Below are 16,661 nucleotides of genomic sequence, written 5' to 3'. Positions count from 1 at the left end.
CAAATTATATGATTACTCAATGAGGTGCGGATAACGCTTATCAATCATATTACGTGCCCGAGGTGAAAGAGAATCTACAGGAACCGGTTTATCCTGCGGGCGCGATTGCTTTTGATTAATGGCACCAAACAGGCTCCATTTCCGGGTCATCTGCTTAGGTTCTGCAACATGAAGATCATAACGCGTAAAATCGATAACTTTTTCTGGAGAATTCTTCTTCCAGTCTTTCAATAGAGCCAGGCGAAAATCCTTATTCATAAACCACCTGATCTCATTATTTGCATCCGAGCCGCCAATGCCGGAGCCCCGTTCTTCGAACCTGTAATTGAAACTGTTGCTTTTGTAGTGTTTCCGCCATAGTAAACCAAATTCTCCCTGGGTAATCAATCGGGTACCGGGCCAACGCTGCCTGACAGCGGTTAACCAATTTTTTAATGATGCAGGATCATAGGGCAAACTCAATTCCCAACAATTGGTAACCCAGCCAAAGCCATTGAGTGTAAAACCTTTATCAAAATGAATAGCTGTTGTATGCATCATCTCTTTCAACCCGGTTTCATTACCATATTTACCAATGGTTTCGATGGGCCCAACACCCATGCGGCTATTGAACCCGTCTTTAAAACCCTCCCTTCGGGCCGCAAGGAAATCAACCGACCAGCCATCTAAATTTACGCAATCAATAAAGTCTTTTTTATTTTGCGCAGGTTTACAGAAATGTTCTTTTGATGGATAAAAAGGATAAACTACAGCCCCGTCGCCATCCTGGTTATCAATACTGAACTGGCTCCATACATTCCCCTGGCATACATGTATACCCTCGGATTCCGCAAGATACTGCTGGTTCTTAGCGGACATAAATCCCGCGACGATACTTAACGGACGGTAACCATTGCCCACCAACTTCTCAATAATTTTCAGCGCATCGTGTACATCCTCATTTACCTGCCTGGTTGTATTATAAGCATTTGCAAAATAGGCGCCCGGTAAAAATGTAACATCGTCACCATATTTGTAATGGTATCCCACAACCAGCTTTCTGATTTCCCTGTAATTCGCAGTGGTGTCGTTCAGTGCAAGCCAGCTGAATGACCAGGTTATTTTTCCGCCCGGAAACCCTTCCGCCACAGCATTCCTGAAAGCAATAACCCGTGCCGGCGTATGTAACGCGCGTTCATCTTCGCCAACATTACGGTTTCTCGAAACTTCTATCTGGTTAACCCTGATAACGGTATTAAAGGTGAGAAAACGATTCCCCATCAAGGCCGATGCGTGTTTTATTTTATCGCGCTGAGCTTCCGCAGCTGAGAATGAAATCAGAAGCAAAAACGCCAACGGGAATATGATCTTAAAGTTCATATAGAGATAAGTTTTGACAGCAAGGTGCTGTTGCAATTAAAAGTGGTATACTGACCTAAACATAAAATCAATGGCAAACCAGGGCAATCATAGTTAGTATAATAAATACCGGGCCAGTTAACCAGCCCGATATTTAATAAATTACCATCCCGGATTTTGTTCCAGGGTGTGGCCATTGGCCTGGTAGAATGCAACCTCTTTTGTAGGCAGTGGCTGCAGGTAGTCTTTTGCCGGATCGAACTTTCTTCCCTTCTCGGCGATCAGAAAACCGTTGGCATCAACTTTACCTGCGAAGCTCGGATCATTATAAGGTTTTCTCGTTGCCCAATCCGTGCCGGATATTTTGATACCTTTCACATCCTGTGGCAATTCCGTTTCCGCTGTCTTCCACCTGCGCAGGTCATCGTAACGGAAACCTTCAAGCGCCAGCTCTACAGTTCTTTCACGCCTGATCTCTGCCTGCATATTCAGATTATTGGCAGCTACAAAAGCGGTGGTCAAATGCGGCATTCCAACCCGGTCACGCAGCTTATTGATTGATAGATTAAGATCGTTGTCACTGATCGAACCGTTCTTTTCATATACCGCTTCGGCATAGTTCAACAGTACTTCGGCATATCGGATCAGGTGCCGATCATAATCAAATAAACTATTATCACCTTCACGGCCTGAATTATTGGCTACAGGGTCTTCTGACATGTATTTATAAAGGATATACCCTGTATTGTAGTTACGCTGAGGCGCATCAGGCCAGTTGGCCACTTTTGTTACCGGGAAAAACACGCGGTTGGTCAGCGTCCCGGGTATGATCATTGTTTGTGTCATCCGCGGGTCTCTGTCCTGAAATTCCGAGGTAAAAGTGCTATAGCCGTGGAAAACGGTACCGGCCGCAGTGATTGGCAAGCCATTTTTATCCAGGTACATATCTACCATTTTGCGCGTAGGGTTATAGCCATCCTGGTCATACATATACGGCGCATCATGACCTAAAATATTTCTGGCATATCTACGGTCAAGAATAGTTTCCTTGGCATCGTCCCCTGCTTCCAGGAACAGGTAACGGTAGCTTTGTGCACCGCTGCCGGTGTAAAGGCTGTAAACGCCGCTGTTGATCACTGCCTGTGAGGACGTCACGGCAAGATCAAGATATTTGGAGGCACTCGCTCCTCCTCTTGACTTTTGCCAGGTTCCCTCAAACAAGGCTATGCGTGATGTAAGCGCTAATGCCGCGCCTTTGGTGATCCGGCCGATATCTGGCGACGAAACATCCGATTGCACCGGAAGATCATTTTGGGCGTCAGCCAGGTCTTTTAAGATCAGGTCAGCCGTTTCGGTACGGCTTGACCTCGGGGCAAACAATTCAGGGTCACCCGTTTTAAGCACCTTGGTAATGAGCGGAACCCCGCCATAGATCCGGAGTAATTTCCAGTAATACCAGGCCCTGAAAAATTTAGCTTCTGCCACGTACTTTTTAATTTCGGCGTCAGCATTCCCGGCACCTTTTTCCATAATGTTATTGGCGGAGCGGATATAGTTATAACTTTGAGTCCACGTGTCTGATGTTTCGCCCGGCACCAACTGCCCGTTGCTGGTCGGATTTGGCACGTTAAAGGCGATATCTGATTCGGTATCTTCTTCGCCAAACCTGTCAAGTCCATTATAAAGGTTATTGGCTGCCAGCTTGAAATCAGAACCCGTTTTCCAGAAAGTTGCATCTGTGAGACTGTCCTTTGACACTAGGTTGAGGTCTTTTTTGCAGCCGCTCCAGAGCGTTGCCATAATTAAGATACAAATAACCATAGTCCCTCGTCGCGCCGTGGCTGGATTAACATCAAAAGCACTGATCATTGATTCATAATGAGTTAAATATTTTAGTTTCATCGTGTGTTTCATTTAGAATTTAACATTTAAGCCCAGGGAGTAAACTTTATTGTACGGGTAAGTGCCTTCCTGGCGGTAACCGTCTTCCGGATCGAAGTTGTCGCCGAATGTTCCTTTCGAAAAAGTAAACAGGTCCTGACCACTTACATAAATACGCGCAGATTTCATCTTAATTGACCTGGCTATTGCATCCGGCAGGTTATACCCTAAGGTAATCACCTTGAATCGCAGGTAGGCGACATTTTGTATCGTCTTGGTTGACGCACGGTAATCATACCCTGATACATCATCCCATCCTAAATTCCCCGGCAGGTACCTTGGAAACTCTGCATTCGGCCGGCTGGCGCTGTAGGTTTTATTATAGAAATATGCCAGCGATGGCCAGAAGAACGTGTTGGGCCTGCTGATGTTGCTTTCATAGATCACATTCCTCTTGCCTACGCCTTGTAAAAATACCTGCAGGTCAAATTGTTTATACCCCAGGTTAATGTTGGACGAATAGGTGTATCTCGGCGTGACGTTGCCCAGGTATACCATGTCACCGGCAAGCCCCTTGCTTTTATCACCAAATGCAGTCAGTTTTCCGTCCCCGTCAACATCTTTATACATCACATCCCCCATAGAGACCCTTGCCGGCACATTCTGAAGCTTTTTATAGGCATCGAGTTGCGCCTGCGTTTTGATGATACCGTCATAAACATATCCGAAGTAAGAATTAATGGCGTAACCTTTCCGGGTCTCGACGAGGCCTTCACCATAGTTATCACTGTTTTTCAATTCCACCAGTTTATTTTTACTGTCACTCAGTTGCAACGAGATACTGTAACGGAAATCATTAATCCTGTCTTTCCAGGTCAAAATGGCTTCAAAGCCTTTGGTCACCAACTTTCCCTGGTTACTAGACGGCGGCGTAGCTCCGAAAGTTGCCGGAACAGCGATGTTCACGAGCATGTCGTCATTGATTTTATTATAATAATCGAAAGAAAAACTAAGCCGTGAACGCAGCACTGCAAGGTCGATACCAATGTTCTTATTGGTGATCGTTTCCCAAGTCCTGTCCGTGGAAGCAGGGTTGGCATTGACACCGGAAAGGCCGGCATTTGGTGAGCCTAACGGGTAAACGATAAGATTGCCATTATTGTCCCTCACTTGATTAATTAATGGGATATAATCATAAAGGCCTAATCTGTTGATCTCCTGGTTACCCATTTTGCCGTAGGACACCCTTAATTTCAACTGGTCAAAAATATTCATCGACTTGATAAAATTCTCTTCCGACAGGTTATAGGCTAAGGCTGCGGATGGGAATACAGCGCTCCAACGTTTTGAAGGTGCGAACTTGGAACTTCCGTCAGCGCGGGCGGTTAGATCCAGAATCAGTTTGTTTCTGAAACTGTAGCTTAACCTGCTAAAATACGAGCCAAGCGCCTGATCATTGAGGTTGCCGGTAAAATCTGCATAAGCCACTTTTGTGCGGTCAGCCAGGTTGAGCGTGAATAGGGTGTTATTCGGGAAATTATACCCTGTCGTGGTCTGACCTGAAAAATCGGTCTGTTCCAGAGATGCGCCGCCTGTTAAATTAATCCTGTGATCTGCTCCGAATTCCTTGTTGTAATCAAAATAGACCTGATACAGCTTGTTTAGCGTTTTCGCATTGGTATAAGCCGCAGAATTTGGCGTGTTCCTAATGTCCTGCACACCACCGGTATAATTGCTGCGGGTGATGGTAGGATGGATAGCGGTGTTATTTAGGTAATCCAATCTTACCGCAGTCTGTCCAATAAGCTTAAGTCCCGGGAGGATCGAATAATCGACTTTGAAATTCGTTGCAAAACGGGAAAAGCTGTTGGTTGTTGTACCCCCTTCTGCTAAATAACCCGCCGGGTTTGCGTAGCCCTGATAACTGTAAAACTGGCCAACCTCATTATAGACCGGCGCATAAGGAAATTGCCTGGTTACGTTTTTCAGCGGATTTTCTCCATTGATCTCTGAAGGTGTCAGCGTGTTGGTGTTATCAAAATTAGTACGTGTTTCTACCGACAATTTGCTGCTGATCCGAAAATCGTAATTTAAACGAAGATTATAGCCATCTGACTTATTTTCGCCAAACCGGAGTATACCGTTATCCCTTTTATAACCGGCGGAAATCATGTAATTGTTATTCTCGCCGCCGCCGGATATGGCCACATTGTGGATCTGCTGGGAAGAGCTTTTGTAAACAACTTTGTTCCAGTCAGTATAACCGTAAAAGCCGGGATAGTTGGTTACACCGTAATTCCAGCCTTTATCAAGATCTGGCGGGGCATTGGCTTTAATCTTTTCAAAAACTTCCGGATCAAAGCCGGGAAGGCCGGTGTTTCTCAAACCCTCATCGGCGAATTCGGCATACTGCAGCGTATTCATCATTTTCCTGAGATACATTGGAGTTTTGATCCCGAAGTTGGCGGTATACGTAACTTCCGGAGGGCCTTTTTTACCGCGCTTGGTGGTCACAATGATCACACCGTCCGCGGCACGTGCTCCGTAAATGGCGGCGGCGGCATCCTTCAATACAGTTACCTCGGCGATATCATTGGTGTTAATGGTATTAATATCTCCCGGTACACCGTCGACAAGCACTAATGGTGCGTTCCCGTTTATAGAGGAATTACCACGCACTTTCAGATCAAAGTTGCCGCCACCCGGCTGTCCGCTATTTTTGGCTATAGTTAATCCGGGAATCGTACCTTGCAATGCATCAAAGCTGCTGGTGACCGGCCTGTTTTCAAAGACTTCGGCTTTTACGGTGGAAATAGCTCCGGTGACAGCGCCTTTCGCACGGGTTCCATAGCCTACTACAACAACTTCGCTAAGCTTTGAGTCGATTCTCGACATCCGTACATCAAGGACTGTTTTCCCATTAAGCGGTACCCGCTGGCGCTGGTAGCCGAGATAAGTGAGCACGAGCACCGAGTTCGCCGACGGAACATTAAGCGTAAATGCCCCGTTATTGTCAGATATAACACCGAGCGTAGTACCCTCGACACCGACGGTTACGCCTGGCAGGGCCTCATTACTTAACGAGTCTCTTACTACGCCTGATATTCTTTGTTCAACAACGAAATTGGTTGCCGGGTGCGGCAGTTCCGCATTTTCCCTATGGTTCAGCAGGATGACTTTGTTGACTATTCGATAATTAAAAGGTTGATCTTTGACGAACTGTTCAAGTACAGCTTTAAGATCCAGATCCTTTGCGTCCAAGGTAATAGGCTTCGCCCCTTCGATCGCGGCGTTATTATAAACAAAGTCGTAATCCGTTTGAAGCTTGATCTGTGCAATGACAGTCGAAAGCGGCGCGTTTTTTACGGATAGCGTGACCCGCTGCGCTAAAGTGGTCGCATGCACCTGTAAAAGGGCAAGGGCTATTAAAAGGCATGTGAGCTTCATTTTTAAGATCAGATTGGAAATTACATAGGAATCCCTCCTGAAAAGTAATTCAGTAAATTTTTTATACATTTGAATGTTAGGTTATTGTGTTATTGGATAGCTTCAATAATTAATTACCTGATACAGCACCGCTGACCAGCCAGGAACGGTTCGAACGTTCCTGGTTTTGGTAAATCCTTTATGTTCGTTTTCCTTCTATAGGCGACTCCTTTCTTTTTGTAGTTTGAATTTTTGCATTGGTTGTTGATTTTTCAGGTTTTATATTGGGCTGATGATTGGTAGCATCAGTTACTGACGATTATTTTTCTCCTATCGATTTTAAAATGAACATGCCCCAGGGTTTGCAAACTGCTGAGGATATCTGCCAGGTTGGAGGAACGGGAAAAAGTTCCACCGAATCGTTCGTTATTATTGCCAAAATTCTGATATTCGACGTCAACATTGTACCAGCGACTCATCGACTTCATGACACTGGTGACCTGCTGATCATTGAACATGAAGAATCCATTTTTCCAGGCGATAACTTCTTCCAGGTCTGCTTTCGCAATCGCCAGCTGTCCACTGGTTCTGTTCAATCTTGATTGCTGACCGGGGATGAGAAGACCCGTCGTACCCGAGGTCAGGTCTTTTACTTTGACGCTGCCTTGCAATAAAGTCGTGCTGATCGTCTGCTCGTCATCATAAGCTTTAATGTTGAAATGGGTGCCCAGCACCATGATCTCCTGTCGTCCGGATCGCACCTTAAAAGGCATTGACCGGTCATGTGCCACTTCGAAATAAGCTTCTCCTGTAATGGTAACAACCCTTTCTTTGCCGGTAAACTGCGTAGGAAAAGTGATAGAGGATGCGGCATTGAGCCATACCCTTGAACCGTCGGCAAGGATCAGCGGGTAAGGAGACTGTTCGCCACGGCCCGTTGCAAGGGTGTTACCAGCGTTGGATGTCATTTGATCATTGGCAGTTCCCGTATACGCGACGCCATTGGCGGGGCTAACATTAACCGTTGTTTGACCAAGTTTTCCTAAAGTGGCCGTCATTGATCGGTTCAGGACAATTTTTTTACCATTAGCAAGCGTCAAGGTGGCCTGAAACTGTCCAGGTCGAATAGCTGATACCGTTTGCGCTTTTTTAGGAACATAAATTTCGGGCTGCCGCAAAAGCAGTATGCCTGAGGTCACCGCGATAATGATTGCGGCAGCCGCACTAAGTTTGTATACAAGCGTTCTGATCTTGTTTCTGCGGCGGCTGATCGCTGCTTTAATCTGTTGACGAACGAAATCTAGGCGCTCTTCTTCTTTCTCATTGGCGGGGAAATCAGATTTCGCTGCCTGCAATTCTTCGTTAATTAAGTTTTTCAGCACACTTTCATTTGCCGTCCCGAACAGCTGAAAAAGCTCAGACAATTCTGCCTCACTGCAAACGTTGTTCAGAAATTTACGATACAACAGGTAATGGTTCTCTTCCAAGATAGTAGGTCCTTTTATGCTAATACGTTTGTAAAAGACCTGTCATCTACATGGTGCGAAAAAAAATATTTCTAATTTTTTAAAATAATCGGATGGTTATAGATTATTGTGTAATTCCAAACGACAATCAGTTGGTGTACCTTTTAATTTACTCGAAGCAAAGTATACCCAGGACCTAATTCTTTCAGGGAGAGGAAATAACAGGAAAAGTCACATGTTTCGTTGAAAAAAATGCAGAAATGTTGCTAGGGTTAAGCCGTAGGAAATATGATGGGTTTTGAACATGAATGTTTTAACCTTTTTGGTAGCCCTGACAATGTGCACATTGATCGTCGATGTGGAGATGCCAAGCAACTCGCTGACCTCATCATAGCTCTTCCCTTCCTGTTTGCAAAGCCTGAATACGATTTTTTGCTGTTCCGGCAGCCGCTCTATTGCCATTTCAAGAAGTTGGTTAGTTTCCTTAAGGAGCAGATCCGCAGCGGCGTCATCTGAAAGGTCCTTAACAATGTATTTCACCTGGGCCTGAAGTTCCTCCTCCCTGGCTAGCTCCCGGTAGAAATCATAAACCATATTTCGGGCGACCTGGTAGATATAGGCCTTAAGCCCTTTTTCGGGATCTATCAAATAACGTTTTTCCCAGATCTTGATAAAAACATTTTGCAGGATCTCCTCCGCCACGAATTCTACCTTAATCATCTTTAATAATTTACGATAGACAGGTAAGCTGTAACGATCATAAAAGTACTCGAACGCCTTTTCGTCGCCTTCAAGCAGTCTTTTTAACTGAGTTTTTTCCTGATCGGACGTCATCGTTTGTTGAGGCATTAATTGGACGCAAATATCTGATACACCATGATTGTAACTACTAAGTTACAATCATTTGCGTTATTTTTCAAAGTTTATTATGTTCGAAGGTATATAATAATACAGTTGCAACTATCACTATCCGTCTGAGCATTCAATGCTTTAGATAATGAATTGCATTGCTGTGCACATCATCCAAACCGGAATGGTACCAAGTGCCCTCTCCCATACTCTTTATACTGTTAATTAATTGTCGTATCGCTTTAAATTGGCTTTTTACCTGCCTTCGGGTATTAGCAATGTATTATATTGAATAAAACAAAAAAGCCAGAAAATACCGTTGAACCTCTGGCTTTTATGCAAGTATTTGTTTAGTTATAATTGGCGTTTTCGATCTCTTTAAATAGTTCAATACGTTCCCCATAAGTTTCGTTATCGCGCTTACAATTGCTTAATGCTTTATCGATAAAAGACAGGGCCATTTCCTTGTTTTTTAATTTTTTATATACCATTGCCAGGGTTGCATTGTTTAAAGCGTTATCCTTAAATTGAACCGCGTGCTCTGCCCAATCTTTGATAATCGTCCACCCGTTTTTATCAAATTCAAAACGAAGAGCTCCTCCAATCAGGTTGCTTAAAGCAAAATCGTCCTTTTTTTGACAATAAATTTCAGCCAGTTTTTTTCCGGAATTCAGGAAACTACCTTGGTCTTTTGTTTCACAATAATGATTGTTATCGATAGATAGTACCTCTTCATCCGTAAGCTGAACCTGGCGCATTATTGCTTCTTTAGCTTTTTGATAGGCATCATCCGTTGGATATTTGTTAAATTCAACTGCATAAACCATTGTTTGCTTGATGTAGTTATCCACTTTTTCCTAGCCGGCGACTTCACAGAAAGCCTTCTTGTTGTCAACGATATATTTAAATGGCTTCGAATCGGGATCTTCCTCATTCCCGGATACACGGTTAAAGATCAGCTCATTTATCACAGCGGCTTTATCAAAATACTTTCGAAAAATTTCGATTACCAGTTAAAGCAGCTTCGTTACTGCCATCAAACCAGGGTAATTCAAAGCTGATAATACCATTGGCATCAATTACAAATTTTGCAGGAATACCCAATACCTTATGGGTAGAGGTTCGAAGAGGTGGTAATAAATTCATTCCGAGATTTGGATACAGGTAGCAGTTGAATCGTCTGTTTGAATGAGTTGAGTATAAAAAAGGAAAGTGCATGATTGGTCTTTCCTTGTGCTAACGAATTATTACTAAGTTTTCATCTGCAGTCAAACCACAACATAACCAGTTTAGTGCGGTGAAGACACTCGTAGTCTTCGCTTTTTATTTATCTTTCTGGACGATTGTGAATTGGTAGGTACCGGCTGTAATATGAAAGGGTACCTTGTTGTCCGCAGCCATGCCATTTAAATAAATGCTGAGGTGCTTATCCGGTTGCAAGTATAGATCAGCGGTAGAATTCGCAGGAACCGTCACATCGTAAACTAAAGTTTTGCCTTTCCGCGTCCAGGAAGAAATAATAGTTCCGTAAGGCCCGTCATAACTGGCGTTGAAATGATCCAGTCCGTTTACAAAGTTCGGCTTTAGTAAAACGTTTTTAAAACCAGGGTGGCTTTCATCCACATTAATTCCGCCGAGTGCTTTGAAGAACCATGCACCTATTTCGCCGAACATCATGTGATTAAGCGAAATGTCTCTTGCCGCATTGATATCCCAGTTTTCATACAGGGTTGTTGCTCCGTTCACAATCCACCATCCCCAGGAAGGGTATGTGTCCTGCGATGCAAGTTTGTAGGCGGTCTCGCCCTGTCCGTTTTCGCTCAGCGCATTCAGGATAGCTTTTGCACCTAATACTCCAACGTCTATATGCATTCCATCGTTGGCGACCCGTTTGGCCAAATTTGCTGCAAGTTGTTTACGGTATTCTTCCGGAACAATTTTCCATACCAGCGCCATGCTTAACTCTGTTTGTACGCCTTTATCGTAGGTACAATTAACCTTATCAAAGTATTTATCATTGATGGCTTTTTTAATTTTAGCTGCCAACTGTGTGTAATACAATTCGTCCTTTTGATTTCCAAAAAGTTTTGCTGCCTTTGCGAGGATGTTCGCATCGACATAGAAGTATATGGACGAAGTGTATTCCAGCGATGATGTCGATTTAACCGGTACCCAATCACCCCGGCCGAACGTGGTCAATCCTGTCGGGCTTATTTTATTTATATAATTTACGTAGGCTTTTATATTAGCATAGTTGTCCGCCAGGGGTCTGGTATCGCCGTAAAACAGGTAAAGGTCCCATGGAATAATGGCAATGGTACTCGTCCAATCAGTACCGTTGGCTGTGCCGTAGCCCCAGCCGCCTGTAGGAATGATATCGGGCAGCACGCCATTCGGCTGTTGCTCGTCTCGGTGATCGGCCATCCATTTTTCGTAAACAGTAATGCCATCAAAATTGAACAGCCCGGTTTCTACCGCAAAATGTCCGTCGCCCGTCCAACCGTTCTTCTCGCGCTGCGGACAATCGGTAGGGTAGCCAAACAGGTTTGACAAGTAGGAGGCATTCGTAGCCCGCCATAAGTCATCAATTAAGTGATTGGATGAACTTAATCGGCCAACCTGTTCCACATCGCTGTGCATAAAGTAACCTTTAATATCTTCTTTCTCCAACTTTATAGGTTTATTACTGCGCACTTCAACATATTGAAAACCTTTGTAGTTAAAGCTCGGCATGAAGTTTACAGGACCTTTTCCGTTAAGTATAACTATGTCGGTTTGGTACGGATCGCTGGTATCCTTCGGGCGATAGTAAACGTCAATATTGGACATATCTACATGGCCCTTTTTTGCTGCATCCGTTTTAAAAAGGCGTTCCCCATGGGTGAGGCGCACAATTGTTCCACTATCGCCATTTAAGTGCACGCGGGTTACGCCCGCGATATTTCGTCCTAGATCAACTACATAATTGGTGTCGCTGAATTTAACAATGGATTTCGCTGGGATTTCTTCAACATTTCTGATGGGTACCATGACCTGGCTCACGATTTTTTTTGATGGAGCTGCCCTAAAGCCGCTGCCGTTCCATTTACTGTCATCGAAATTTATTGCGTTCCAGCCCGGCATTTCCTGACGGCTGTCATAATGTTCGCCGGTATATATGCTGTTAAACACAATAGGGCCGCTGTGTGTTTTCCAACTTTCGTCGGTAAAGATGGTTTGCATAGTGCCATCATCATAAGTTATTCTAAGATCAAGGCAGAAAGTTGGCCGCTGCCGCCAGGGTGCGCGGTCAAAATTCCATACCGCGAGAGATTGGTGATTATACCAGCCATTGCCCAAAACGACACCAATGGCATTTTCACCATTTTGCAGCTGCGCGGTAACATCATATGTCACATAGAGGTTTCGCCTGTCGAACCGCGTGTACATAGGGTCTAGCCTATGGTTACCGATTTTATGGCCGTTAATGAAAAGTTCATATAATCCGGCCACGGCGATGTAGGCTCTCGCCGAACGTATCTTTTTAATAGCTTTAAATGTCTTCCGAAAATAGGGTGCCTCTAATTTGCTGATACTGCCGCCATCACTTATCCAGGCACCTGTCCAGTTAGTTATATTGATCATACCGGTTTCAAAATACGTGGGTTTACTGTCGGCCATTAAAACACCGTTCTTGTCCCAGGTACGAACCTTCCAATAGTAACGTGTAAAGGGTTCCAGCGTCTTACCTTCATACGTGACCAGGCTTGCTGAAGATCTTATTTTGCCGGAGTTCCAGACAATCCCCGGACCTTTGCTTAACTGGGTACTATCTTTCGATACGATAACCATATAATTAGTTTGGGCGGCATCCTGTCTGCGATCATTCATCTGCCAGGAGAGCCTTGGATGCGGCTCGTCAACACCCATGGGTGAGTGTAGATGTTCACATTTCAGCCTGAAAGCGCCTGCTTGGGCATTGGCCAGGGAATAATTAAAGCACGATAGCACTAAAATGGATAGTATTAGATGAATGCGTGGGAAACAGCGGAATGGCATTTTTTAATTTTAAATATGAATGAAATAGATTATTTGACCAGGAGGCCGCTGATTACCTGCGCATACCAGCGCGCAAGGTAGTCATTGGGATGATTAACGTTATTGCCGGTCATATCCTGGTATCTTTTGCGCTTGAGCAATTCTTCATGGACACCAGTCAGGTCGGCTAACACAACGCCCTTTTTTACAAGCTTGGACAACTCCGCCTTGTAACTGCTCTGCAACCCAGATTGTACAGCATCCGGATTAGGCAGCATCGGCGCGATTAGGATAAACTCCGTCTGGGGATTATCGGCCGAAACCGAATTGATGATACCCTCGATCTGGTCGCGGAACTGCTCTGGCTTAACATTCTCGCTGCCGTCATTCATACCGAAACCAATGACTACGAGGTCCGGGTGATAAGCTGTTACACGTGTTGAAACGGAATCAAGCCCCCATTTGGCGAGTTTACCCGGCACAGAAGTGTTGGTATACGTAACCGGCGCACCGTAAGCACTTCGCAGCCGGTAAACGATAAGTTCGGGCCAGGTCGGCATATAGGGCGCGACGTTTTCGAAGCCGCTTGCATTATAGCCGGTTTCGATGCTGTTGCCATAAAATACGATATTGACCGGCTTCCTGGTGGCTAGTTTACGGAGCGTAAGCGGAAGATTGTCTTCCCGATACGCCGGAACGGGACCGTTCCATGTTTTGCTTTGTTCAGGAATGTAGGTGACGGAGATCTGCCGCGAGCTGAAGTAAGCGTTTTCACTAAACAGCACATAAGTACCGGGTACCTTACCGGCCATCGACAAACCAGGCTTCTTCTCTGCAAAGACAAGGTCCTCTTTTTTCAGAAACGGGATCTTTGATTGTCTGCCCGCGCTGATTTGGCCATTTGCATATTTCCAGTCCCTGCCTTTTACAAAAGCCACACTGTGATCTGCAGAGGTTACTGAGAGAATCTTCCGCGCATTAAAAAGGAGCGTGCCGCTTGCCCGGCCATGATCATTAATCATCTGCAGGCATTCATCGGTAATCGTATCTGCTTTCCAAAAAGGCTGGTTATACTTCTCCAGTTTGACAAACTTATCCCATCGCGGTGCCAGGCCAATTTGTTTAAACGCATCTGAAAGAGCGGTTGCAATGATCGCATTTCCTTTATCTGAAGGGTGTAGTCCGTCGTAGGTAAGATTTACCGCCGCCGGAGGATAAGGATATTCATCATTTTTTGAATCAAAGGGTATGCCAGTTGATTGAGGATAGGTATAATTAACGTATTTGCCGCTCTTGGGGTCTTTAAGACGCTTAAATCTAACCAGGTTCTCTATTTTTAGTAATGGATGATGATACAGGTCGACAACAGGCACATGCTCATATTGACCGATAGCGATAACCGCATTGGCGAATTCTTCCAGTGATTGCCCGTTTTTCTTTTGATAGGAGCCAAAGGCATTATTATTGGCGTCAGCGATATAAACAAAGTCATTTCGCTGCATAGGGGTGATCAGCACGATCTTAGCTTCCGGGTTCAGTTGGCGGATTTTGTTGATGATGATCCGGAAGGAGCCGTACGCCGTTGTATTACCGTTATCATGCTGATAATCCTCCATCTTTCCCACAGGCCTGCCTTGCCACCAGTCATTCGTGCCTAAAAATACCGAGTAAACGTCAGCTTTAACCAAGCCAAGGCGCTCGATATCCCGCGCAATGCCGCCGGATGTCCATCCGTTATGCCCCTGGTTGATATAGCGCAGATTGGGTAATAGTTCCGTTACTCTTGTCAGGTAGCCTTTTTTTACCCTGTTTCCGGTTTCATCCAGATGATCGTTCAAGTAGGTAATGGAATCTCCGACGGCAACCCAGGTCAGTGCTTTTTCTTTAAAAGAACTGAAGATAAATATGACGAACAATATAAACAGATACTTTTTCATTTTGGCATTAATTAATTGCTGAACTTACCAAGGCGAGTCTCTTGTTAATGGCTGATATATGGGCTACTTCAGATAGCGTAATAAAAAAAATTATCGCAAGCCTTATTCCCAAGGAAAAAAAGCGAAAGACAGTATTTGACGGCACGCAAATTTACTATCAACCGATTTTCTGATTCGTTCTTTAAAAACAAATGTAAATGACAAATATTAATTAACTGTGCTGCGGTGTTTAAGTGGACAGAACACAGCCTCGGTGTTTACCGGACATTATGATTTACTCAAAATTGTACATTGGTAAATTACCACGACATAACTATTTCTGTTGTTAAAAAATGAACTGAGAGGCATGTTTAAATGCGGTTAGGCGTCGTTAGATAAAAATTATATGAGCGCAAATTTAAAGCCTGCGGTCTTTTTAATGTTGCTTTCCTCGGATGCAAGTTCCTTTCTTTGTCTTATTCTTTGGTTGAATAGTGTCTGTTTAACCTTATCTAATTAATTGATGGCCCAACCGATCATTGTCATATCGGCACTGCGCGGGAATTTGAAGGCATAAAAATGAAGTTTGTGATATCGGTGTTCAATGGCTATTCCTTCTAAAATTGCGTTATTCATAGAATCAGGTCTGGTAATGTCGATCGATCTCGCTCAAGATCTAATATAATAGCATTTGCGTCTCCGAGCTAATGCCTGCCATAATCATTAATTATCAAATACGTGGCCGTAATTTGATCGACTTTACCTTTGAAGCTAATACTACTGTTATGAATCGCTAAAGAATCGGTTGCCTGCATGAATCATTTGAATTACGTAAATAAGCTCTCGCTGGTACGAATAATTAGGCATCTTTACCTTTTAACGAATAATGTACGTGTTGTGGCGAACCGCGCTAGGTGGCGCAAGCATTTCGATAGCCGACACTAAAGAGTCGGCCTTGATTTTGTTCAGGGATATGATCATTCTTTTCCATGCTTGTTTTCAATCAGCTGAACTGATTGCCGCTGTACATGCCGCCTTTGTAAATGGACGCCTGTTCATCCGTCAAAAACAGAACGAGTTCAGCGCCGCTGCCAGTATCGATACGTATAGCCTCATCCCGGAAGATCAGCCCTTCCTGCTTCTGCAGATACATATCACCATTGATCGTCACTTCGCCCTGGTAAACATATAAAAGTCCGGTCAGACCCGGGGCAGGGAATGCCGGCAACGCGGCATCCGTCCCCGGGGACAGCCTATTGTCATAGATCCAGGTGCGGCTGCTGAACTGAAAGGCGCTGTCCGACACAGGTGAGGCCAGCAGACGCCAATTGTTGTCACTATAAATTTTTTTTAGTTCATTGAAGATCACCTGCGGTTGCAGATCCTTTTCGCCCGGCCGGATAAAGATCTGCAGACCCTCATGCGGTTCTACCGTTCCGTCGATATATTCTTCGTGCTGAAAGAATTTACCGGCTTTCATCAGCATCAGGCGGCCGCTGCTGATTTGTTCCTGAAAGCCTTCGGAATCGAGATGTTCTACCTTTCCCGACCGGAAATAGGAAAGGATCTCATCATTGACATGGGGATGCATGGCAATATGATGCCTGCCCCGGAATGTGGCATGGTCGATACGGCCAATACTGCCAAGTCCGCTATCGCCTTTCCCGTTGACCAAGCCCGGATAGAGCACTTTTATAGGGCCGTGACCGCGGAAAACGTTGCTGTGTATTTTCTCTAACATGATGGGTTGCTTTAGAGCAGCGCCGCT

At 44.7% G+C, this 16,661-nt stretch carries 10 protein-coding genes; all 10 read right to left on the bottom strand.

Annotated features, from left to right (window positions below; translation table 11 throughout):
• Positions 1–12 precede the first annotated feature (12 nt).
• The gene (locus AC1DRQ_RS08735) at positions 13–1,359 is read right to left on the bottom strand and encodes a DUF3863 domain-containing protein (RefSeq protein WP_477423687.1); all 1,347 of its coding nucleotides are present in this window, start codon (positions 1,357–1,359) and stop codon (positions 13–15) included.
• A 141-nt stretch (positions 1,360–1,500) separates the two neighbouring features.
• A complete protein-coding gene (locus AC1DRQ_RS08730; RefSeq protein ID WP_477423685.1) occupies positions 1,501–3,240 on the bottom strand; it encodes a RagB/SusD family nutrient uptake outer membrane protein in 1,740 nt (579 codons plus the stop codon).
• Positions 3,241–3,252: 12 nt separating this feature from the next.
• On the bottom strand, positions 3,253–6,735 hold the full coding sequence (locus AC1DRQ_RS08725; protein WP_477423684.1) for a TonB-dependent receptor: 3,483 nt from the start codon (positions 6,733–6,735) through the stop codon (positions 3,253–3,255).
• 215 nt (positions 6,736–6,950) lie between these two features.
• Positions 6,951–8,132: a FecR family protein gene (locus AC1DRQ_RS08720; protein ID WP_477423682.1), complete on the bottom strand. Its 1,182-nt coding sequence runs from the start codon at positions 8,130–8,132 to the stop codon at positions 6,951–6,953.
• Positions 8,133–8,342: 210 nt separating this feature from the next.
• The gene (locus AC1DRQ_RS08715; RefSeq protein ID WP_477423680.1) at positions 8,343–8,945 is read right to left on the bottom strand and encodes an RNA polymerase sigma factor; all 603 of its coding nucleotides are present in this window, start codon (positions 8,943–8,945) and stop codon (positions 8,343–8,345) included.
• Between the two features lie 365 nt (positions 8,946–9,310).
• Entirely contained in the window at positions 9,311–9,811 is a 501-nt protein-coding gene (locus tag AC1DRQ_RS08710) for a hypothetical protein (RefSeq protein WP_477423678.1), read from the bottom strand.
• 130 nt (positions 9,812–9,941) lie between these two features.
• Positions 9,942–10,106: a hypothetical protein gene (locus AC1DRQ_RS08705; RefSeq protein ID WP_477423676.1), complete on the bottom strand. Its 165-nt coding sequence runs from the start codon at positions 10,104–10,106 to the stop codon at positions 9,942–9,944.
• A 177-nt stretch (positions 10,107–10,283) separates the two neighbouring features.
• The gene (locus tag AC1DRQ_RS08700) at positions 10,284–12,998 is read right to left on the bottom strand and encodes a glycoside hydrolase family 78 protein (RefSeq protein ID WP_477423675.1); all 2,715 of its coding nucleotides are present in this window, start codon (positions 12,996–12,998) and stop codon (positions 10,284–10,286) included.
• Between the two features lie 29 nt (positions 12,999–13,027).
• The gene (locus tag AC1DRQ_RS08695) at positions 13,028–14,914 is read right to left on the bottom strand and encodes an SGNH/GDSL hydrolase family protein (protein ID WP_477423673.1); all 1,887 of its coding nucleotides are present in this window, start codon (positions 14,912–14,914) and stop codon (positions 13,028–13,030) included.
• Between the two features lie 982 nt (positions 14,915–15,896).
• Entirely contained in the window at positions 15,897–16,634 is a 738-nt protein-coding gene (locus AC1DRQ_RS08690; protein WP_477423672.1) for a pirin family protein, read from the bottom strand.
• Positions 16,635–16,661 lie beyond the last annotated feature (27 nt).

The organism is Mucilaginibacter sp. P4_E8, assembly GCF_056401495.1.
This window is presented reverse-complemented; position numbering and strand designations above follow the sequence as displayed.

Excerpts from the sequence above, each read along its gene's own strand:
- AC1DRQ_RS08735 (WP_477423687.1), bottom strand. The coding sequence starts at position 1,359 with ATGAACTTTAAGATCATATTCCCGTTGGCGTTTTTGCTTCTGATTTCA.
- AC1DRQ_RS08730 (WP_477423685.1), bottom strand. The coding sequence starts at position 3,240 with ATGAAACTAAAATATTTAACTCATTATGAATCAATGATCAGTGCTTTT.
- AC1DRQ_RS08725 (WP_477423684.1), bottom strand. The coding sequence starts at position 6,735 with ATGTATAAAAAATTTACTGAATTACTTTTCAGGAGGGATTCCTATGTA.
- AC1DRQ_RS08715 (WP_477423680.1), bottom strand. The coding sequence starts at position 8,945 with ATGACGTCCGATCAGGAAAAAACTCAGTTAAAAAGACTGCTTGAAGGC.
- AC1DRQ_RS08705 (WP_477423676.1), bottom strand. The coding sequence starts at position 10,106 with ATGAATTTATTACCACCTCTTCGAACCTCTACCCATAAGGTATTGGGT.
- AC1DRQ_RS08700 (WP_477423675.1), bottom strand. The coding sequence starts at position 12,998 with ATGCCATTCCGCTGTTTCCCACGCATTCATCTAATACTATCCATTTTA.
- AC1DRQ_RS08695 (WP_477423673.1), bottom strand. The coding sequence starts at position 14,914 with ATGAAAAAGTATCTGTTTATATTGTTCGTCATATTTATCTTCAGTTCT.
- AC1DRQ_RS08690 (WP_477423672.1), bottom strand. The coding sequence starts at position 16,634 with ATGTTAGAGAAAATACACAGCAACGTTTTCCGCGGTCACGGCCCTATA.